Here is a 20,765-nt window from a genome sequence, read left to right as displayed (position 1 = left end):
ACTCCCGTTGTACCAAACAAAGCGCCTGCCTTGTTGCCAGAACTCCCGGTAGATGTCACTTCATTCACAGTAGCAGAGGTATCCAGCACCTCCACCAACGTCCAAGCGTCGCCAGTAGCATGACCTATCAGCGCACCAACAGAGCCTTTACCTGTCAATGTGCTGCCGCTTACCGTGCACCCCGTGAACTTGACTGTTTGGAACACCGGTCCATCACTGCCGCTATAACCAGCAGAATATCCGACAAAACCACCCGTCCAATGTCCGCCTTCCACATGAGAATCTACCAAATGGCAATTTGAGAACACAACCTCTGTCGTTGCCCCAGCGCTGCCAAGAAATGCACCTACTCCTTTGCTTTCTGTTGTATCATCTATTTCAACTTTGATATTCGCGTTCGCAATCGTCAGATCTTTAACGATCAGTGCACACTTACCCGCCCATGATCCCGAAAACAGCATATTACTCAGACCGGTGATTTTATTGCCATTCCCGTTCACTGTCACAACACCGGTTCCAGCCTTTCCGCTCTTTCCATAGCCGTTGATGTACCCAGGCTCCCAACTCCCTGTGATCGTAATATCATTTTTAATATTGATGATCATATTTGCGCCAAAGCAATCCGTTGCCTTAACTGCTGCCTGCAATTGCTCTTGGCTCGTCACATCAACGGAATAAGTATCCATCCCATTGGCGCCTTTTTCACCTTTAACAAAACCGTTATATTCCGTCGCCCAGCTCACGCTGCACAGGCTCAGCGCCATGACCAGCGCCAGAATAGCTGCTAACAATTTCTTCATGTCTCATACCCCGTTTGTTTTAGATTTCCGCAGGCGCACTCGTTTTAATGGTTATTAAAACGCAAATGCAGAGGTACCTCTGCGGATAGTCAGATTATAGCACAGCTGCATTAATTTGTCCAGCCTTTTTATGGAAATTTTACACATTTTTTCTGTTACCGGGAATGGAAAACGGGAGAATTTGACAGAAAATGGGAATTGGGGGTGTTTCGCCGCCGCGGGCGGGGCGGGGATGATTTGTCATAATTGTCAAAAAAGTGGGGTTTATTTTTGTGCTAAGGGCAGAAATGCTGCACTTCTATTGACGGCGGGGTGAAATGCGAGTAAAATATGTACACAAAGAATACTGTATACAGTATCCAATCCGAATACACGCAGAAACAGCGTCTGCGCTGTATACCATGAGCGACGGCCCCTGCCCGGGACACAGTATGCCGGGGCAGACAGATACAGCCGGTTCGGACATGGGCGGATAACGCCGGGCGGCAGAAGCGGAGGACGGCACATGGAGAACTTCTCATTATATATAAACGGCGTGCTCCGCACGGTATGCGTGCCGCCCCAGTGGACGCTGCTGCGGGTACTGCGGGAGACGCTGGGCCTGACCGGCGCGAAAAACGGATGCTCCTCCGGCGACTGCGGCGCCTGCCGCGTGATACTGGACGGCACGGCGGTGAACGCCTGCAAGGTACCTATTAAGGATGCGGCGGGACATCGGGTGGAGACCATAGAGGGGCTGAGCCGGAACGGACAGCTGCACCCCATACAGCAGGCGTTTATCGACTGCGGAGCCGTCCAGTGCGGCTTCTGCACGCCGGGAATGGTGATGAGCGCCAAGGCACTGCTGGACAAGACGCTGCACCCCAGTGACGAGGAGATACGGGAGGCGCTGGCACCGAATCTGTGCCGCTGTACCGGCTACTACAAGATCGAGGAGGCCGTCCGGGAGGCGGCGCGGCGGCTGGAGGCGCAGGACCGGTGAAGGAGCTGACGTACATCGGAAAGAGCTACCCGGTGCAGGATGCGGCGGCCAAGGCAACAGGGGAGCTGCTGTATGTGGACGACATGACCGTGCCGCGGATGCTGTACGCCAAGGCGCTTTTCTCGCCGATAGCACACGCGCGGATCAAGCGCATCGACACCACAGCGGCGGAGGCGCTGCCCGGCGTGTGGGCAGTGGCTACCTATCAGAACACACCGCAGACGCGGTTCAACAGCACCACGCGGTTTTATATGCAGGCACCGGCACCTATCGAGACGGAGCGTATTTTTGACGACACGGTGCGCTTTGTGGGCGACCGGGTGGCGGCGGTGGCGGCAGAGACAGAGGATATCGCCCAGGCGGCCATCGACCTGATCGATGTGGAATACGAGCCGCTGCCGGTGGTGACGGATCCGCTGGAAGCCATGCGGGAGGACGCCTATCCCCTGCACGGCAGCAGCAACATCGCGCTGCGGATCGAGAAAACCACGGGAGACGTGGCGAAGGGTTTTCAGGAGGCGGACCGGGTGTTTGAAGACACCTACCGCACGCCGGCGGTGCACCACTGCGCCATCGAGCCCCACACCGCCATCGCGGAGGTGGACGCGCAGGGACGGCTGACCGTCACCGCACCGTATCAGAACACCTTTGGCGAACGGATCGTATTGAGCCGGATATTCGGCCTGCCGCTGAGCAAGGTGCGGGTGGTAAGCCCCACCATGGGCGGCGCATTCGGCGGAAAGATGGAGTCCTCGGTGGAGCTGATCCCCGCAGCGCTGGCGATGCTGTGCCGCAGGCCGGTGAAATTCACCGCCACACGGCGGGAGTGCATGGTATCCACGCGGGTGCGGCACGCCAGCGTCATCACGGTGAAGACCGGTGTGAAAAACGACGGCACCATCGTGGCACAGGAGATCACGGCCATCACCAACACCGGAGCATATGCCTCCAGCGCAGGGAACGTGATCGGCGCCATGAGCGCCAAGGTATTCAAGGGCTACAAAACACCGAATATGCGCTTTGTGGGCATACCCGTATATACCAACACGCCGGTGGCGGGGGCCATGCGGGGCTACGGCTCGCCGCAGGTATTCTTTGCCATGGAACGGCAGCTGTATAAGATCGCCGGCGCGCTGGGCATGGACTACACGGAGCTGCAGATGAAAAATCTGGTAGATCCGGAGGACAGCGACCTGTTCGCGGGGCACCCCATCGGCAACCCCCGGCCCAAGGACTGCGTGCGCCGGGCCATGGCACTGCGGCAGAACTGGCCGGACATGGACGATGAGGACGGAAAGTACCTCATCGGCGAGGGCTGGGCCATGGGACTGCACGGCAGCGGGGCCTTCGGCTCGCAGATCGACCAGAACTGCATGGTGGTCAAGATGAACGATGACGGCACCTGTGTGCTGCACTCCGGCACCCACGATATGGGCAACGGACAGCTGATGGTGCAGATACAGGTCGTGGCGGAGACGCTGGGCATCCCACCGGAACAGGTGGCCTGCGTGGCCTCGGACACGGATGTGTGCGGGTGGAACCTGGGCGACTTTTCCAGCCGGGGCGTGTATGTCAGCTGCGGCGCGGTGCAGAAGGCCGCGGAGGACGCGGCGGTACAGCTGCGGTGCGCCGCTGCCGGACTGTTGGGCGGCCAGGCGGAGGACATCTCTCTGCACGACGGACGGGCGTGGCTGCCGGAGGGCAGCAGCGCCTCGCTGGCGGAGGTAATGAACTACGCCCAGAGCGTACAAAAGCATGAGATATTCGGTGTGGCCACCCACGCATCGGCACACACCCCTGGGTCCTACGGCGTACATATGGCGCGGGTAAAGGTGGAAAAGGCCACCGGCGCGGTGACGGTGACGGACTACATCGCTATACATGATGTGGGACGGGTGATGAACCGGATGGGCATCGAGGGACAGCTGGAGGGCGGCATACAGATGGGTCTGGGCTACGCGCTCCGGGAGGAACTGGCCTTTGACGCGGCAGGACAGCTGCGAGACAGCAGCCTGCACAGTTACCGGCCCTTCCGGGCCACGGAAATGCCCCGTTTGCAGACGGATTTTATCGAAGAGGGCGAACCTACCGGGCCCTACGGCGCCAAGAGCATTTCGGAGTGCGCGGTGGTGCCCAGCGCACCGGCCATCATCAATGCGGTATGCGATGCCACGGGACTGGACATCCATGATCTGCCCTACCGCCCCGTAAAGGCAGAGGGCGGCATACGGCGGCTGCACACCACGGAGGGCTGCGTATTCTGCGGCCTGTGCGCGAAGAAATGCCCCTATGGCGCGCTGTCCGTGGACCGGCAGACCAAGCAGTGGCGGGTATCCGACCGGCGGTGCCGGGAATGCGGCCTGTGTGCGGCAGCCTGTCCAAAGCATTGCCTTTCCTTAGACAATAGCGTCGTATACATGACACATGAACGTTCTTATTGTGAAATGTATCATTTCAACAAATAGCAGTGATGTGAAACCGCTATGGCCCGGTTATTGACTTTGCCCGGGCCGACGTGTAAACTGTAACATCATTTTTGCGGCGGCTGGTGTTCCGCCGCCTCTCCCCTCCCCTGGCGCGGAAAAAAATCGTGGTGTACACTGTAATGTATACTGTACACAGTAGACGGACACAGTCTCCCTCATCCATGCCAGCAGGGGCGAAACACCGTGGACAACATCATACGCAACAGCGCGGCCCGCAGACGACGGACGGCGCGATAGCCACAGACAGAACGGAAGGAGCGACAGTCATATGGCACATTACAACGATATGCGGGAATTTCTGGAGGAGCTGAAGAAGCGGGGCGACCTGATGGTCATTGACAAGAAGGTCAGCCCGGTACACGAGATATGCGCCTTTACGCGCAAGGCATCGGACATGGGTGGTCCGGCGCTGCTCTTCACCAATGTGGAGGGCTACGATATGCCGGTGCTGTCCGGCCTGTACGGCACCCGCGAGAGAGTGCATCTGGCACTGGGCCTGGGCGACGATACAAAGAGCGTTATTAAGGAATACGTGGCTCACGAGAACAAGTTTATCCCGCCGGTAACGGTGGGTGACGACGAGGCTCCCGTGCACGAGGTGGTGCTGACCGGCGACGCGGTGGACCTGTACAAGCTGCCCATCCTGACGAACTTCGAGAAGGACCTGGGGCCGTATATCACCGCCGGCGTGCAGATGGCCAACGACCCCATCACCGGTGTGCGGAACTCCTCCATGCACCGGATGCTGCTGCTGGACAAGAACCACATGACCTGCTTTGCCCCCAAGGGACGGCATCTGGGTACCATTATCGAACGCAACGAGGACAACGGAAAGGGCACGGAGATCGCCACGGTCATCGGCGGCGACCCCATCATCGCCATCGCGTCACAGTGCCGGCCGGCACTGGGCACCGATGAGATGGGCATGGCCGGCGGCCTGCGGGGCGAGGCTGTGAAGATGGTCAAGTGCAAGACCATCGACGTAGAGGTGCCTGCCACCGCGGAGATCGTTATCGAGGGACGCACCCTGCCCGGTCTGCGGGAGGACGACGGCCCCTTCGGTGAGTATCCCGGCACGTACAGCGAGGTACGCAAAGCCCCGGTGGTGGAGATCACCGCCATCACCATGCGGAAGGACGCCATTTTCCAGAATGCCTATACCGGTATGCCCATGACGGAAAACCACTGGATGATGGATCTGGCGGCCACAGCGCTGGCTTACCGCGAGGCGTACAAGATCTGCCCGGACATTCACGACATCTGCCTGACCTCCGGCGGCACCAGCCGCCACCACTGCGTGGTGTCCATCAAGAAGCGCCATCCCTATGAGCCGCGGAATGTGATGACCGCCCTTCTGGCGGCCAACATCGGCATCAAGCTGTGTGTGGTGGTGGACGAGGATATCGACGTACATGATATGCAGCAGGTGGAATGGGCTATCAACACCCGTATGCAGGCGGACCGGGATGTGATGATACTGCCGGTGATGTACAGCCCCACGCTGGACCCCTCCGCGCCGTATCCCCGTGCGTCGTCCAAGATGGGCATCGACGCCACCGCGCCGCTGGAGGACAAGGAGGCGTTCGCCCCTGTGTTCACACCCGGACAGGACGCACCGTATATCGAGGAAATGCTGCGGGACTTTATGGATAAGCGGCGGAAATAAGCCGCAGGAGGCGGAATATGTCTGACAGGACTCGTGAAATGGCCACCGTACGGGAAAACAGCCGTATTCTGGACGGCTACTATAAAATGACACTCCACGCACCGGTGATCGCACAGCGCTGCCGGCCGGGACAATTCGTGTTTATCCGGGTGGGCAGCGGCACCGCACCGCTGCTGCGGCGGCCCATCAGCATCTGCGAAGCCGACAGCATCGGCGGCACGCTGACACTGCTCTATCGGGTGGTGGGCACAGGCACCGACCTGCTGTCCGCCGTGCGGGCGGGCCAAGCCCTGGACGTGATGGGCCCCATCGGCACGCCGTTCCCCGTGGAGGGTGAGCAGGCGATACTGGTAGCCGGCGGCATGGGGGCGGCGCCCCTGTGTATGCTGGCCCGGGCACTGCATGATGCAGGATCGGCTGTGACCGTGTATCTGGGCTGCCGCGACGCGGCCCATGACCTGTGCGGAAAGACGCTGCGGACCTACGGGACAGTACACACCGCCTATGAGAGCGAAGGCCGCCTGGTAACGGATATCCTGCCGGAAACAGCGGCAGGCGTCGTGTACGCCTGCGGGCCGACGGCCATGCTGGCTAAGGTGCAGCAGTGGGCCGCACAAAACGGCGCGGAGGGCTATGTGTCTCTGGAGGAACGCATGGCCTGCGGCATCGGCGCGTGCTCCGGCTGCGGCTTCCCCACGCGGAAAGCCGACGGCGGCGTGCTGTACAAAAAAGTCTGCGTGGACGGACCGGTATTCCCGATGGGTGAGGTGATCTTTCATGGATAACATCACAGTGGGCGGCGTGACGCTGCATTCGCCGCTGCTGAACGCGGCGGGCACGATGGGCTTCGGCTCCTCCTATGCGGACTATATCGACCTGCACCGTCTGGGCGGGCTGGTGACACGCACGATGACCGTCAAACCCCGGCGTGGCGCGGAGGCGCCCCGGCTATGGGAGACGCCCTCGGGGCTGCTGAACTGCGTGGGGATGCAAAACCCCGGATATGAGAAATTCACGCAGGTATTTTACAAGGGACTGGTGGGCTATGACGTGCCCATTATTGCCAGCGTCACCGGCACACCGGAGGAAATACGGCGTATGGCGGACGCATTGGCGGAGCTGCCGGCAGTGGCCGGCGTGGAGGTGAACCTCCACTGCACCTACGAGGAATACCGGGCACTGGGAAGCAAGGCGTATCTGGAGCAGTGCGCGCAGCGCATCCGTGCCGCCGCAGACGGACGGCTGCCGGTGTGGGCGAAGCTGTCGCCCTGCGCCGGAGACATCGTAGATGCGGCGCGGACGGCACAGGACGCCGGGGCGCAGGCGGTGGTATGCGCCAACACCTATTGGGGCATGGCCCTGCAGGCGGACGGCAGCTCACGGCTGGGCAGCATGGTGGGCGGACTGTCCGGCCCGGCCATACGGCCTCTGTCCGTGTTCCAGACATGGCGGGTGGCCCAGGAGGTCGCTGTCGACGTGGTGGGCTGCGGCGGTATCGTGTGCGCCGCGGACGTAAAGGAATACATGGCCGCCGGCGCAAAGGCCGTGGAGATCGGCACTGCCAACTTCACAGAGCCGGAGACGATCATACGGATCACAGAGGCACTGTAACGCCCGCGGGGCGGGCAAAATGTACGAAACAGACGGGAGGAATGGACATGGTGGCAGTGGGCATCAGCGGTGCGACGGGCTGTATATACGGGATCCGGCTGCTGGAGGCACTGCGGGCGCTGGGACAGGAGACAGAGCTGATACTCAGCGACTGGGGCGCAGAGACCATACGGCTGGAAACGGATCTCACCGTGGAGCAGGTCAAGGCGCTGGCTGACCGGGTATACGACAACCGCAATATGGCCGCACAGGCGGCCAGCGGTTCCAGCTGCGCGGACGCCATGGTCATCGCCCCATGCAGCATGAAGACCCTGGCGGGCATCGCTATGGGCTATGACGACAGCCTGCTGGTGCGGGCGGCAGATGTGATGCTGAAGGAGCGGCGGCGGCTGATACTGCTGACGCGGGAAACACCGCTGAATTTGAGCCACATCCGCAATATGGAGACGGTAACGCTGATGGGCGGCATTATCCTGCCGCCGGTACCGGCCTTTTACAGCCGGCCGCAGACGGTGGACGACATCGTGGATCAGACAGTCAGCCGGACGCTGCGGCTGCTGGGTCTGGACGGCGGGGAAAGGTTCAGGTGGAACGGAAATGGCTGAGCGTGTGGTGGAGCGAACACTGAGCGACGGCGGACTGTCCATACACTACCGGCTGGAACGGCTGGGCGGCGACCTGCTGCTGACCGTGACCGGCGGGGCGGCCCACGTAGGCTGCGTCGTACTGGCCACACACCGGCAGAGCCTGACAGGCAGCGGCGCGGACAGCGCCGACAGCAGCGTTCTCAATCGCAGCGGGCACAAGGACGAATTCTTGCTGCGGGCGCTGGCAGAACGGCTCAGCGCCGTGGCCGGCTGTGCCGTGGCCGCCGTGGGCGGCGTGCATTACGACGGGCTGGACCAGCAGGGACTGCGGTCCGCCGCCCATATTGAACAGCAAGCGCTGGCACAGGCAGAGGACTGGGCGGCGGAATTGCTGCCGTAACGGGAAACAAGAAACACAGAGGGGAGGTATGCCGCTGTGGCACAGCGCGAACAGGACATCCTGCGGGTGGACGCCCGGGACAAGGTGACCGGGCGGACGAAATACGCGGCGGACCTCGCCTTCGACGGTATACTGTACACAAAATCAGTGCACACGGACCTTCCCCATGGGAAGCTGCTGGCGGTGCATACCGCGGCGGCACTGGCGGCGGAGGGCGTGGCCGGTGTGTACACCGCCCGGGACATACCGGGCCGAAATGTGGGCGACAATGAGAAGCCCATCATGGTTTATGACACCATACGGAGCCGGGGCGATTGCATCGCCGTGGTCGCGGCCGTCTCACAGGAGGCGGCCGACCGGGCGGCGCGGCTGGTCACCTATGACGCCCAGCCCATGCCCGCGGTATTCGACCCGGAGGAAGCACTGCTGCCGGACGCGCCCAAGCTGTACGACGACGGGAACCTGATACTGGAGCACCGCGTCCGCAAGGGGCGGGCGGCAAAGGGCTTTGACGAGGCGGACATCATTGTGGAACAGGAATTCCGCACCCAACGGGTGATCCCCGGGGCCATCGAGCCGGAGAGCGTGGTGGTGTCGCCTCAGGACGGAGAGCTGCGGGTCTACTGCCCGTGCAAGGCACCCTTCAACATCCGGCGTATCGTGGCGGCGGCCTGCGGTCTGCCCATGAGCGCTGTACGGGTGACACAGCCCGGTATGGGCGGGTCCTTCGGCGGCAAGGATGACGATGCCGGGGCTATGGCCGCAAGAGCCGCTATCGCGGCGCTGCACACCGGGCGGCCCTGCCGCATGACATGGCGCAGCAGCGAGACGCTGCTGGAGGGCGTAAAGCGGCATCCCTTTCACATCTATTACAAGGCCGGCGCAAAGCGGGACGGCATACTGACCGCCATTGAGGTGCGGGGCTTTGTGGACGGCGGCGCATACCTGTCCAAGAGCAAGACCACCACATGGCGCAGCGGTATCGAAGCCACAGGGCCCTATCGGGTGGAACACGTGGACGTGTGCATGAAAGCGGCCTATACCAACAACTGCTATGCCGGCAGTGTGCGTGGCTTCGGCTCGCCGCAGATCGACTTCGCCACCGAATCTGTGATGGACGAGCTGGCACAGCAGCTGGGCATGACGCCCTGGGCCTTCCGGGAGAAAAACCTACTGCGGGACGGCGACATATCCGGCTCCGGCCAGCCCATGCGCGACGTGAGCGCAGGTGCGTGCCTGGAACGCCTGCGGCGGGAATTCGGCGAGGACCTGCGGCCCTTTGTCCGGAACGGAAAGCTGGTGGGCAGGGGCATCGCCTGCCTGTACCGGGGCGAGTCCTACGGCGCGGGCACACCGGTGCAGGACACCTCCGGCGTGACCATCGTATTAAACGCGGACGGCAGTCTGAACGTGAGCACCGGGCTGAGCGAGGTGGGCCAGGGCGGTCACACGCTGCTGACAGCCATTATCGGCCGGGAGCTGGGGCTTCCGCCGGAACGCATACACATCGCGCCGGCGGACACGGACTACTGTGTGGATTCCGGGTCCACCGCCGCCTCACGGGGGACCATCACCGCGGGCAACGCCGCCTGGCTGGCAGCACAGGAGGCCAAGCAGCAGATCAACACCGCACTGTGGGAATACCGGGGGTTCGACGGACCCATCGTATATGAGGACGGGCTGGTCCGCTGCGGTGACGAGCAGATGACCTTCACCGAGGCGGTAGGTGTCCTGCGGAATACCGGACGGGATGTGCGCGCCCACGGCTGGTGGACCGCCCCCAAGACATTCTGGGACAGAGAGAAATGCCGGGGCAGCAATTATATGTCCTACGCCTATGGCGCCTGCGGTGCGGAGGTAGAGATAGACCCCATCACCGGAAAGACCGACGTAACTGACTTTGTGGCCGTACACGACATGGGCCGCATCATTAACCACGCTGCCACGGTGGGACAAGTAGGCGGTGGTGTATCCATGGGCGTAGGCTACGCCTTGACGGAAAATGCCGACACACCGGGCGGCGTGACACGCGCCGCTGATCTGGACAGCTATCTGCTGCCCACAGCACTGGATATGTGTCCCGTGCGGACGGTGCTGCTGGAGGAAGGCGCCGGCGTTCCGCCGCTGCTGGTACACGGCATTGGCGAACCGGCCACCTCTATCGTGGCGCCGGCCATCACCAACGCTATGTCCGCGGCGCTGGGCGCACGGATAGACACCCTGCCGGCGGACCTGGAAACGGTACGGGCCATACTGGATGAGAAAAAGAGGTAGCTATGTTTCTGCAAGCGGGCAGCCCCGCGGAACTGCGGGCCTATATGGCACAATACCCCGACAGCCGGTGCATTGCCGGCGGCACGGATATCATGCCGGTGCAGAACCGGGAAAATGACCATGAGGCGGTGTTCATCGATATATCCGGCGCAGCGGCGCTGCACCGGATCGTGGCGGAGGACGGCGTGCTGTCCGTCGGGGCAGCGGCGACCTTCGCCGAGATAGAACGAAACGCGCTGCTGCGGCAGTACGCGCCGGCGCTGTGCCTTGCCGCATCACAGGTGGGGTCCCCTCAGATACGAAATCTGGGCACCATCGGCGGCAATGTGGCACATGGGAGCCCCGCAGCGGACACCCTGCCGGTGCTGGCCATGCTGGACGCGGAGGTGCGGCTGTACAGCGCCACGGAGGGCACCTGCCGGGACATACCGGTGGATACCTTCATCACCGGACCGGGACAGACCCTGCTGCGTCCCGGCGAATACATAGAGGCGCTGCGCTTTTCCCCGCCGGAGGCGAGCTGGCGCATGGCCTATGAAAAAGTGGGACGGCGCAATGCGCTGGCCATCTCCCGGCTCAGCGCCTGCTGCGCGGCCAGATGGGAGGGACAGCGCCTGACCGGACTGCGCCTTGCGCTGGGCGCCGTATTCCCCACGCCGCGGCGGCTGTACGCAGCAGAAGCACTGCTTTTGAAGGAACAGCCCTCCCCTGCCGCGGAAATGCAGGCGGCAGAGCTGGTAACACAGGCCATCGTGGCGGCCGCCGGGCGGCGGGCCTCGGCCAGCTACAAGCTGGCGGTGGCCCCGGAGCTGCTGCTGCGGACACTGCGCCGCACCCGAGAGGAGGCGGACCAATGAAGATAGGTTTTACGCTCAACGGCGCGCCCGTCTGCGTGGAGGCGCCGGGGACGGTGTCGCTGCTGACATTGCTGCGGGACTACTGCCGCCTGACCGGCACCAAACGGGGCTGCGACATCGGCGAATGCGGCGCCTGCACGGTGCTGCTGGACGACAGGGCGGTGACTTCCTGCATGGTCATGGCCGGGCAGGTACAGGGCCGCCGGGTGGTGACCATTGAGGGCCTGACCGGACACGACGGCGCACTGAGTCCCCTACAGCAGGCGTTTGTGGACCACTTTGCCGTACAGTGCGGCTTCTGCACGCCCGGCATGATCATGAGTGCCACAGCGCTGCTGCACGAGGACCCGCATCCCTCCCGGGAGAAGATACGGCGGGCGATCTCTGGCAATCTGTGCCGGTGCACAGGCTACGACGCTATTGTGGACGCCATTGACGCCGCAGCGGCGGAGATGGCCAGGCTGGTATAAAACAAGCGTGGTAATTACCCCTTATGGGGCGATTATAAATTCAAAATTATGAAGGAGAAAGACATGAAAAAGCTATTTGCATTGCTGCTGGCACTTGTCATGGCCCTGTCTCTCGTCGCCTGCGGCGAGAAGAAGGATGATACCGGGGACAAGACCGATGACAGCAACCCCTCCACCGGCATGGAGCTGACACAGGCCACCGATCTGGTGATCGCTACCGGCGGCACCTCCGGTGCATGGTACCCCATCGGCGTCAGCATCGCTGACACCCTGACCAACGTGGACAACAACCTGTTCGTCACCTCCGAGGTCACCAACGGCGGCGTGGAGAACGCCCGTCTGCTGGGCACCCACGCGGCCAATGTCGGCTTCGTGAACTCCGACACCGCGTACTTCGCCACCCAGTCTGAGGATGCTTTTGCGTCCGAGCCCGCGTATGAGCTGTACGGCCTGGCCAACCTGTATGACAGCGTGCTGGAGATCGCCGTGCTGGCTGACAGCGGCATCAACAGCATCGCGGATCTGGCCGGTAAGCGCGTGGTGGTGGGCACCCCCGCCTCCTCCGCCTCCACCATGGGCTGGACGGTGCTGGGCACCTATGGTCTGACCGACAAGGACGTGAAGGGCTCTGAGCTGAGCATCGCCGAGGGCGTTGAGGCCCTGAAGAACGGCGATGTGGACTGCGTGTTCATCTTCAGTGCCGCCCCCAACAGCGCCCTGACCGAGCTGTCCGTGACCAAGAACTTCAAGCTGCTGAGCATCGACGAGGAGCATCAGAAGGCCGCGATCGAGCAGCACAGCTACTTCAGCACCGCTACCCTGTCCGCTGACCTGTACACCTGCACCAGCGAGGACACCACCACCCTGGCCATGCCCACTCTGCTGGCCTGTGACAGCAGCCTCAGCAACGAGGCCGCCTATCAGTTCGTGAAGGGCATCTATGAAAACCTGGACGTGATCTCCACCTCCCACGCGATGGCCGCCAAGATCAACCTGGACCACGCTGCCAACATCAACCTGGAGATCCACCCCGGTGCCCTGCAGTACTACCGCGAGATGGGCATTGTTGACTGATCTTCCCCCTCTTTTCCCCCCCTGTCCCGTCGGACGGCGGGCTTCGGCCCGCCGCCCGGTGCGGCCCCACATTCCGGAAATAACGAAAGGATCGGAACATGGCAACTAAGTCAAAATTCAGCGATGTACTGAGTAAGATCGCGTTTGTGATTGCCGTTCTGCTGACCCTGTTTCAATCGTACACTGCACTGTTCGGCGTTTTGACCGCCGTATACCAGCGGGCGATACACCTTGGTCTGGCGAGCAGCTACATCTTCCTGTTCAACATGGCAAACCCCAAGGAGAAGGGGAAAGTTTTTCACATCATCATCAATTTTATCGGGCTGGTGGCTTCCGCCGGTTCCAACTTCTACATCTGCCTGCACTATGCGGAGATCCAAGGGCGCTTGGGTATCACCACTGAGCTGGATATGATCTTCGGCGCGCTGCTGCTGGTGGCGATCCTGATCATGGGATATGAGTCCCTGGGCTGGGCGCTGCCCACCATCTCCGTGATCTTCCTGCTCTATGGCCTGTTTGGCCATCTCATCCCCGGTGCGCTGAGCCACCAGGCCTTTACATTCAAGCGCCTGATCTCGTTCCTGTATCTGGGTACCGAGGGTGTTTTCGGTTCGGCAATGAGTGTCAGTGCGACATTTATCTTTATATTCATTCTCTTCGGCGCATTTCTGGAGAAAAGCGGCGCCGGCCAGTTCTTCGTGAACCTGGCACTGACCGCCACCGGGCGCGTTACCGGCGGTCCCGCGCTGGCCGCCGTGGCCTCCAGCGCCCTGATGGGCACCATCTCCGGCAGCGGCGTATCCAACGTCGTGACCACCGGCACCTTCACCATTCCGCTGATGAAGGCCAACGGCTATGACAAGAACTTCGCCGGTGCGGTGGAGGCAGTGGCCTCCAACGGCGGGCAGATCCTGCCGCCGGTCATGGGTTCCGTGGCGTTCCTGATGGCCGAGATGATCGGCGTAAGCTACTTCACCGTGGCTAAAGCCGCAGCTGTGCCCGCGCTGCTGTACTTCTTTGCCGTGGGTATCGCCGTGTACTTTGAGGCCAAGCGGCTGAACCTGCGCCCCGATCCCAATGCCCAGTATGAGCGCGTAGGGGTGGTGTTCAAGTCCGGTTTCTACTATCTGCTGCCTATCGCGCTGCTGATCGTGTTCATCATTTGCGGTTACAGCGTACTGCGTGCCGGCGCCTATGCCGCCATCCTGACCATCGCTCTGAGCTATGTGAAGAAGGACACCGCCTTCCGCCTGAAGGACTTTGGTGCGGTGGTGACCGACGTGGCCAAGCAGGTGCGCCCCATTGTGGCAGCCTGCGCCTGCGCCGGTATCATCATGGGCATCACCTCCCTGACCAACCTGGGCATCAAGCTCTCCGGTCTGATCGTCACCGTGTCGCAGGGCAACCTGATGATCGCGCTGGTGATGACCATGCTGGTATCCCTGGTCATGGGCATGGGCCTGCCCACCACGGCGGCCTATCTGCTGCTGGCGGTGCTGGGCGCCCCCGCCCTGATCAAGCTGGGCGCGGATCCCCTGCCCGCACACCTGTTTATCCTGTACTTCGGCTGTATGTCCACCATCACCCCGCCGGTGGCTCTGTCTACCTACGCGGCGGCCGGTATCTCCGGCGGCTCGCCCATGAAAACGGGCATTTACGCCATGAAGCTGGCTTCGGTGGCCTTCCTGATCCCTTACATCTTTGTGTACGGGCAGGAACTGCTGCTGTATGGTTCTCTGGGCTCTATCCTGCTGGCCATCCTCAGCGCCTCGCTGGGCTGCGTGGCCCTGGCCGGCGGCATGATCGGCTGGCTGGGTGCAAAGATGCCCATGCCCCTGCGCTTTGTGCTGGTGGGCGCGGCCATTACGCTGATGATCCCCGGCGCGCTCACGGACGTGATCGGCGTTGTGCTGATGGCCGCCTGTGTCATCACAGCTGTGACGCTGAGCAAGCGGCAGACACCGAAGATCCAGTGATCTTACGCAGCTGAAGGGCGGGCCCTCCGCTGACAGAGGCCCGCGGAACGGAAATCTTACATATGGAGGAACATAAACATGGACTTCAATTTCAAGGGCCGCGACATTATCAACGGCTATGACTTTACCACGCAGGAGCTGTGCCACATCATGGACACAGCCATGATCTATGAAAAGCGCGTAAAAAGCGGTGAGGCCATCAAAGACATGGAAGGTATGCTGGTGGCCACGCTGTTCTTTGAGCCCAGCACCCGGACCCGGCTGTCCTTCAACTCCGCCATTCAGCGCATGGGCGCCAGCACCATCGACCTGGGCAGCGCCTCCGCCTCCTCCCAGTCCAAGGGTGAGACATGGCAGGACACCATCCGCACCGTGGACGGCTATGTGGACGCCATCGTTATGCGGCACCCCGTGGCCGGTTCGGCCATCGAGGCCGCCGAGATCGCGCAGCATCCCCTGATCAACGGCGGCGACGGCGCCCGCCAGCACCCCACACAGGCGCTGCTGGATATCTATACCATGCGGAAGGAAAAGGGCCACATCGGCGGCCAGACCATCACCTTCCTGGGCGACCTGAAGTATGGCCGCACCGTACACAGCCTGGGCTACTTCATGCAGCAGTTCGGCAACCGGATGATCTTCGCCTCACCCGAGGAGCTGAGAATGCCCAAGGAGATCACTGACGACCTGCGCGCCAAGGGCGCCGACATCGTGGAAACCTCCGATGTGAAAGAGGCGCTTTCCCAGTCCGACTTCGTGTATGTCACCCGCGTACAGCGGGAGCGCTTCCCGGATGAGGAGTCCTATCTGCGGTGCAAGGGCAGCTATATCGTCAACAACGAGCTGCTGAAGTGCGCCAAGAAGGATATCACCATCATGCACCCGCTGCCCCGTGTGGATGAAATCGCCACAGAGGTGGACAGCTACCCCGGTGCGGCCTATTTCCGCCAGGCACACAACGGTATGTACCTGCGTATGGCGCTGTTGGGCCTGATCACCGGTCGGATCTGACAGAACACAACGGCAAAAGCTGTGCAGGCGCGGCTATCCCGCCTGCACAGCTTCTGCAAGGAGGACACCATGTACAACACTGTATCCGTCCGTTCCCAGGACATTGTCGTTCCCGGCGTGATGACACTGACGGTCCTGGCTCCCGAGATGGCGGCCGCCAGCGCGCCGGGCCAATTCTATATGCTGAAGAGCTGGCGGGAGCAGGACCCGTTCCTTATGCGGCCCATCAGCATCGACCATATCGATGTGCAGGCGGGGACACTGACCTTCCTGTACAAGGTGGTGGGGCGGGGAACGGAGCTGCTGTCGCACCTGCGCGGCGGCGACACACTGGAGCTGCTGGGACCGCTGGGCAAGGGCTTCCCCATCGACGGCAGCTGCCGCCGGGCGGCGGTCATCGGCCGGGGTATCGGCATTGCGCCGCTGCGCCCGCTGGTGGAGCAGCTCCGCGCCCAGGGCACGGAGGTCTATGCCTATCTCAGCGCCAAGAGTGAGGACGACCTGTTCCACCAGGAGCTGTTCCGCACGCTGGGCGCCGTGGTGAGGACCACCACCGCGCCGAATGAGCGCATTACCGACGCCTTTGCCGCAGACGCGGCGCAGCTGCCCTTTGACGCCGCTTATTCCTGCGGCTCCAATCGTCTGGCTGCTCACATGAAGCAGCTGCACGCACAACACGGATTCCCTGCCTATGTGTCTCTGGAGGAGCACATGGCCTGCGGTGTGGGCGCATGCAAGGGCTGCATCTGCACCGCCCACGACAAGGACAGCGGTGAAGCATCCTACGTCCGTGTATGCAAAAGCGGCCCTGTTTTTGACGTGGACCGTGTGCTATAATGGAACGCACATCGCATAGCAGCACACCGGTAAAGGGGGAAGCCGCCTTGTCTTCCACGGAAAAACGCATCTATATCTTCGAGAAAGCCCCCGTCCGGCGGGCGGTATTACAGCAAATGCTGCCCACCGTCGCCGGACAGATGGTGGCGCTGCTGTACAACCTGGCGGACACGTTTTTTGTGGGCCTGCTGAATGCACCCATACAGACAGCCGCCGTTACGGTAGCCTATCCCCCCTTTCTGATGATGACTGCCGTGAGTAACCTCTTCGGCATCGGCGGCGCCAGCGCTGTGTCTCACGCGCTGGGACGCAGGGATATGGACGGCGCACGGCGCATCTCCGCCATCGCCTTCTGGCTGAGCCTGGCCAGCGCGGCGGTATTCAGCCTGCTGTGCGGGTCGTTTCTGCACCCGCTGCTCTCTCTTTGCGGCGCGGACGCGGAGGTATATCCCGTGGCCGCGGCCTACGCCCGCTGGACGCTGCTGTGGGGCGGCGCGGGCACGATACTGAACCTGCTGCTGTCCAATCTGCTGCGTGCCGAGGGCCGGGCCGCGCTGGCCTTCGCCGGCGTGACGCTGGGCGGCGTGCTGAACATCGTGTTGGACCCGTTTTTCATTCTGCCGCAGTATATGAATATGGGCGCGGCCGGCGCTGGACTGGCCACCGCCATATCCAACACGGCAGGCACGCTGTTCTTTCTGCTGTGTCTGCTGCGGCGGAGCAGCACGGTGCTGTCCCTGCGGCCATGCCATCTGAAGCGTACCGGCGTTTATATCCGGGAGATACTGTCCATTGGTTTTCCCTCCGCGCTGCAATACGCGCTGACGGTGGTGTCGTTAGCGGTGCTGTCCCTATTCGTATCCAAATACGCGGTAGAGGCCGTAGCGGCCTACGGTATCGTGAAAAAGCTGGACAATCTCCCGCTGTACTTTTCGCTGGGCACCTCGGCGGGGCTGCTGCCCTTCCTGTCCTACAACTATGCCTCCGGCGACCGGGAACGGCAGCGGCAGGGCTTTGTCTTCGGCGTCAGCATCACCGTGGGCTTCTCGCTGGCGTGCGTTATCGTGTTTGAGTTGTTCGCGCCGCAGCTGGCGCGGCTGTTCATCCAGGATGACGTGACCGTGGCTTACGCCGCCGCCTTTTTACGCAGAATGGTGCTGTGTATGCCCTTCGTGGCCATATGCCACCCCATGATTACACAGTTCCAGGCGATGGGACGCACCAGGGAATCCCTGATCTGCTCCATCCTGCGGAAGGGCTCGCTGGATATCCCGCTGCTGCTTCTGCTGGACCGCCTATACCCCCTGTATGGCTGCGCGCTGGTGCAGCCTGTCGTAGACCTGATCTCCCTGATCGTAGCACTGGTCCTGTACCGACGCCTACGGCGGACATCAGTTGTCTGACGCGCAAAATACGCTGGAAAGGAGAAGGCGCGTACACCTCTCGCCGCGCCTTTGCACCGTTGTGAATTACCTGACTGATCTATCCGTGGAGCTGGGCGGCGCGGTGTTCAAAAACCCCGTCATGCCCGCCTCCGGCACCTATGATTATTTTGAAAACAATGCCGACTGCTTCCCCGTCAGTGAGCTGGGCGCGGTTATGATCAAGAGCGTTCACCGCCTGCGGCGGCCCGGCAATCCCGGCCCCCGCATCGCCGAGGTCTGCGGTGGAATGCTCAACTGTGTGGGCATCCCCTCCGTGGGTATCGAGGCCTTTCTGCGGGACGAATTGCCCCGGTATGAGAACATCGGCACCCAGGTCATCCTGAGCATCTCCGGCTCCGAGCCGGTGCACTACGCCGAGATCGCGGAACTGGTAGGCGACGATCCCCGGATCGCCGCCCTGGAAATGAACCTGTCCTGTCCCAACGTGGGCAGCGGACTCCCTTTCTCCTCCGACCCGCAGCTGCTGTACGACACGGTACGTCAGACGCGGCAGCGCACCCCCCTGCCTCTGTACGCAAAGCTGTCCCCCAATGTGACGGATATCCGGGTAAGCTGCCGGGCGGCGGAGGACGCCGGCGCGGACGCGCTGACGCTGTCCAATACCTTCCGGGCTATGACTATCGACATACAAAAACGGCGACCCTACCTGGGAAATCTGTCCGGCGGTATGTCCGGCCCGGCGGTAAAACCCATGAATATGTTTCTGGTGTGGCAGGCCTATGAGACCGTGCACATTCCGATCATCGCCTGCGGCGGCATTGCCTCATGGCGGGACGCGGTGGAATACCTGATGGCCGGAGCTTCCGCCGTACAGGTTGGCTCCTGTAATTTCAACGATCCCATGACCATGCACAACATCATCCATGACCTTGATTCCTATCTGCACCGCAATGGCATCGCCTCTGTCCGCGAACTGTGCGGTGCCGCACACAAACAATGAGTTGAGTAATGAGTAAAATGAGTAAGGAGTGACGATCATGACGACCGCTTATCGTTCCCTCTCCCCGGAGGCACTGCGCCGGGAATACGCAGAGGTCTCCGCCCGGTTCGACGCCCTGCGTGAACTGGGGCTGGCGCTGAATATGGCGCGGGGCAAACCCGGCAAGGCGCAGCTGGACGCCGTATCCGACATATTGACCATACTGCACGACCCTGTGCAGTGCCAGGCGGACGGCATGGATGTCCGCAACTATGGGCAGCTGTCCGGTCTGCCCAGTGCTAAAAAACTGTTCGCGGAGCTGCTGGGCTGCCGGGCAGAGGAATGTTTCATCGGCGGCAGCGCCTCGCTGACGCTGATGTATGACACCATCGCCAAGGCATATACCCACGGACTGCTCCACAGCGAAGCACCCTGGAGCCGGCTGGACAAGGTAAAATGGCTGTGCCCGGCTCCCGGCTATGACCGGCATTTCAAGATCACAGAATCCTTCGGCGCGGAGATGATCACCGTGCCCATGACGCCCACCGGCCCGGACATGGACCTGGTGGAGACGCTGGTGCGGGATCCCGCCGTGAAGGGTATGTGGTGCGTACCCAAATACTCCAATCCGGACGGCATCGTGTATTCCGCCGAAACGGTGCGGCGCATTGCCGCACTGAAGCCCGCGGCGCCGGACTTTCTGCTGATGTGGGACAACGCCTACTGCGTGCATGAGTTTGAGGGCCCGTTCGTGCCCTTTGACGACATACTGACCCTCTGCCGCGAGGCGGGGAACCCGGACATGGTGTTCGAGTACGCCTCCACCTCCAAGATCACCCTGCCCGGCGCGGGCATATCCGTCATGGCCGCGTCGACGGCTAATCTGGCGTATATGGAAAAGCTGATGGATATCCAAATGATCTCCTACGACAAGGTCAACCAACTGCGCCACGTACTGTTTTTGCAGGATAAGGCACACACGCTGGCGCTGATGCAGAAGCACGCCGCCATACTGCGGCCTAAGTTCCGGTGCGTGCTGCGCTGCCTGGAGCGGGAGATCGCACCGCTGGGCATCGCCGCGTGGCAAAAGCCCACCGGAGGCTATTTCGTATCCGTGAACACCCTGCCGGGGCTGGCCAAACGAACGCTGGCGCTATGCAAGGAGGCCGGCGTGACCATGACTGGCGCGGGCGCCACCTTCCCCTATGGCGTCGACCCGCAGGACAGCAACATCCGCATCGCGCCTTCCCTGCCGCCGGTGGAGGAGCTGGAGAAAGCCATGGAGGTATTCTGCGTATGCCTGCGGATGGCCGCGCTGGAACAGCTCCTGCAAGAGTAAATGCGAAAGGCACACCCCAATGGGGTGTGCC

17 protein-coding genes are annotated in these 20,765 nt (G+C 62.0%); all 17 read left to right on the top strand.

The window, feature by feature from the left end:
- Nucleotides 1-1,305: 1,305 nt before the first annotated feature.
- The 17 genes from ACOMDU_RS04230 (at nt 1,306) to ACOMDU_RS04150 (ending at nt 20,734) form a co-directional block, all read left to right on the top strand.
- Entirely contained in the window at nt 1,306-1,782 is a 477-nt protein-coding gene (locus tag ACOMDU_RS04230) for a (2Fe-2S)-binding protein (RefSeq protein ID WP_421129196.1), read from the top strand.
- Entirely contained in the window at nt 1,779-4,247 is a 2,469-nt protein-coding gene (locus ACOMDU_RS04225) for a molybdopterin cofactor-binding domain-containing protein (protein WP_421129195.1), read from the top strand. The genes ACOMDU_RS04230 and ACOMDU_RS04225 overlap by 4 nt, the downstream gene beginning before the upstream one ends.
- Nucleotides 4,248-4,536: 289 nt before the next feature.
- The gene (locus ACOMDU_RS04220) at nt 4,537-5,934 is read left to right on the top strand and encodes a UbiD family decarboxylase (protein ID WP_421129194.1); all 1,398 of its coding nucleotides are present in this window, start codon (nt 4,537-4,539) and stop codon (nt 5,932-5,934) included.
- A 17-nt stretch (nt 5,935-5,951) separates the two neighbouring features.
- Complete coding sequence (locus ACOMDU_RS04215) at nt 5,952-6,719, top strand: dihydroorotate dehydrogenase electron transfer subunit (RefSeq protein ID WP_421129192.1); 768 nt, start codon at nt 5,952-5,954, stop codon at nt 6,717-6,719.
- Nucleotides 6,712-7,545: a beta/alpha barrel domain-containing protein gene (locus tag ACOMDU_RS04210; protein WP_421129190.1), complete on the top strand. Its 834-nt coding sequence runs from the start codon at nt 6,712-6,714 to the stop codon at nt 7,543-7,545. Before ACOMDU_RS04215 ends, ACOMDU_RS04210 begins: the two co-directional genes overlap by 8 nt.
- A gap of 47 nt (nt 7,546-7,592) precedes the next feature.
- Nucleotides 7,593-8,150 (top strand): UbiX family flavin prenyltransferase, encoded by a 558-nt coding sequence (locus ACOMDU_RS04205; protein ID WP_421129189.1) that lies wholly within the window; start codon nt 7,593-7,595, stop codon nt 8,148-8,150.
- The gene (gene lpdD, locus ACOMDU_RS04200; RefSeq protein WP_421129188.1) at nt 8,143-8,532 is read left to right on the top strand and encodes a prenylated flavin chaperone LpdD; all 390 of its coding nucleotides are present in this window, start codon (nt 8,143-8,145) and stop codon (nt 8,530-8,532) included. Before ACOMDU_RS04205 ends, lpdD begins: the two co-directional genes overlap by 8 nt.
- 36 nt (nt 8,533-8,568) lie before the next feature.
- A complete protein-coding gene (locus ACOMDU_RS04195) occupies nt 8,569-10,806 on the top strand; it encodes a xanthine dehydrogenase family protein molybdopterin-binding subunit (protein ID WP_421129187.1) in 2,238 nt (745 codons plus the stop codon).
- A gap of 2 nt (nt 10,807-10,808) precedes the next feature.
- Complete coding sequence (locus ACOMDU_RS04190; RefSeq protein WP_421129186.1) at nt 10,809-11,663, top strand: FAD binding domain-containing protein; 855 nt, start codon at nt 10,809-10,811, stop codon at nt 11,661-11,663.
- Nucleotides 11,660-12,133 (top strand): (2Fe-2S)-binding protein, encoded by a 474-nt coding sequence (locus ACOMDU_RS04185; RefSeq protein ID WP_421129185.1) that lies wholly within the window; start codon nt 11,660-11,662, stop codon nt 12,131-12,133. Before ACOMDU_RS04190 ends, ACOMDU_RS04185 begins: the two co-directional genes overlap by 4 nt.
- Nucleotides 12,134-12,196: 63 nt before the next feature.
- On the top strand, nt 12,197-13,207 hold the full coding sequence (locus ACOMDU_RS04180) for a TAXI family TRAP transporter solute-binding subunit (RefSeq protein WP_421129184.1): 1,011 nt from the start codon (nt 12,197-12,199) through the stop codon (nt 13,205-13,207).
- A 98-nt stretch (nt 13,208-13,305) separates the two neighbouring features.
- The gene (locus ACOMDU_RS04175; RefSeq protein ID WP_421129183.1) at nt 13,306-15,183 is read left to right on the top strand and encodes a TRAP transporter permease; all 1,878 of its coding nucleotides are present in this window, start codon (nt 13,306-13,308) and stop codon (nt 15,181-15,183) included.
- A 78-nt stretch (nt 15,184-15,261) separates the two neighbouring features.
- On the top strand, nt 15,262-16,194 hold the full coding sequence (pyrB, locus tag ACOMDU_RS04170; protein WP_421129182.1) for an aspartate carbamoyltransferase: 933 nt from the start codon (nt 15,262-15,264) through the stop codon (nt 16,192-16,194).
- A 69-nt stretch (nt 16,195-16,263) separates the two neighbouring features.
- Entirely contained in the window at nt 16,264-17,031 is a 768-nt protein-coding gene (locus ACOMDU_RS04165; RefSeq protein WP_421129181.1) for a dihydroorotate dehydrogenase electron transfer subunit, read from the top strand.
- Between the two features lie 47 nt (nt 17,032-17,078).
- Nucleotides 17,079-18,434, top strand: a complete 1,356-nt coding sequence (locus ACOMDU_RS04160) for an MATE family efflux transporter (RefSeq protein WP_421129180.1) — start codon at nt 17,079-17,081, stop codon at nt 18,432-18,434.
- Nucleotides 18,427-19,416 carry a dihydroorotate dehydrogenase gene (locus tag ACOMDU_RS04155; protein ID WP_421129179.1) on the top strand — a complete coding sequence of 330 codons (990 nt, stop codon included), beginning with the start codon at nt 18,427-18,429 and terminating at the stop codon, nt 19,414-19,416. Before ACOMDU_RS04160 ends, ACOMDU_RS04155 begins: the two co-directional genes overlap by 8 nt.
- 37 nt (nt 19,417-19,453) lie before the next feature.
- Nucleotides 19,454-20,734 carry an aspartate aminotransferase type Ic gene (locus ACOMDU_RS04150; RefSeq protein WP_421129177.1) on the top strand — a complete coding sequence of 427 codons (1,281 nt, stop codon included), beginning with the start codon at nt 19,454-19,456 and terminating at the stop codon, nt 20,732-20,734.
- Nucleotides 20,735-20,765: the final 31 nt, after the last annotated feature.

This window comes from Vescimonas sanitatis (assembly GCF_049060325.1).
Taxonomy (GTDB): domain Bacteria; phylum Bacillota; class Clostridia; order Oscillospirales; family Oscillospiraceae; genus Vescimonas; species Vescimonas sanitatis.
This window is presented reverse-complemented; position numbering and strand designations above follow the sequence as displayed.

Bases quoted from the DNA above. Each gene is read 5' to 3' on its own strand.
- ACOMDU_RS04210 (WP_421129190.1), top strand. From the start codon at position 6,712: ATGGATAACATCACAGTGGGCGGCGTGACGCTGCATTCGCCGCTGCTG.
- ACOMDU_RS04150 (WP_421129177.1), top strand. From the start codon at position 19,454: ATGACGACCGCTTATCGTTCCCTCTCCCCGGAGGCACTGCGCCGGGAA.
- ACOMDU_RS04230 (WP_421129196.1), top strand. From the start codon at position 1,306: ATGGAGAACTTCTCATTATATATAAACGGCGTGCTCCGCACGGTATGC.
- ACOMDU_RS04205 (WP_421129189.1), top strand. From the start codon at position 7,593: ATGGTGGCAGTGGGCATCAGCGGTGCGACGGGCTGTATATACGGGATC.
- lpdD (WP_421129188.1), top strand. From the start codon at position 8,143: ATGGCTGAGCGTGTGGTGGAGCGAACACTGAGCGACGGCGGACTGTCC.
- ACOMDU_RS04190 (WP_421129186.1), top strand. From the start codon at position 10,809: ATGTTTCTGCAAGCGGGCAGCCCCGCGGAACTGCGGGCCTATATGGCA.
- pyrB (WP_421129182.1), top strand. From the start codon at position 15,262: ATGGACTTCAATTTCAAGGGCCGCGACATTATCAACGGCTATGACTTT.
- ACOMDU_RS04185 (WP_421129185.1), top strand. From the start codon at position 11,660: ATGAAGATAGGTTTTACGCTCAACGGCGCGCCCGTCTGCGTGGAGGCG.
- ACOMDU_RS04220 (WP_421129194.1), top strand. From the start codon at position 4,537: ATGGCACATTACAACGATATGCGGGAATTTCTGGAGGAGCTGAAGAAG.
- ACOMDU_RS04175 (WP_421129183.1), top strand. From the start codon at position 13,306: ATGGCAACTAAGTCAAAATTCAGCGATGTACTGAGTAAGATCGCGTTT.
- ACOMDU_RS04180 (WP_421129184.1), top strand. From the start codon at position 12,197: ATGAAAAAGCTATTTGCATTGCTGCTGGCACTTGTCATGGCCCTGTCT.
- ACOMDU_RS04215 (WP_421129192.1), top strand. From the start codon at position 5,952: ATGTCTGACAGGACTCGTGAAATGGCCACCGTACGGGAAAACAGCCGT.
- ACOMDU_RS04165 (WP_421129181.1), top strand. From the start codon at position 16,264: ATGTACAACACTGTATCCGTCCGTTCCCAGGACATTGTCGTTCCCGGC.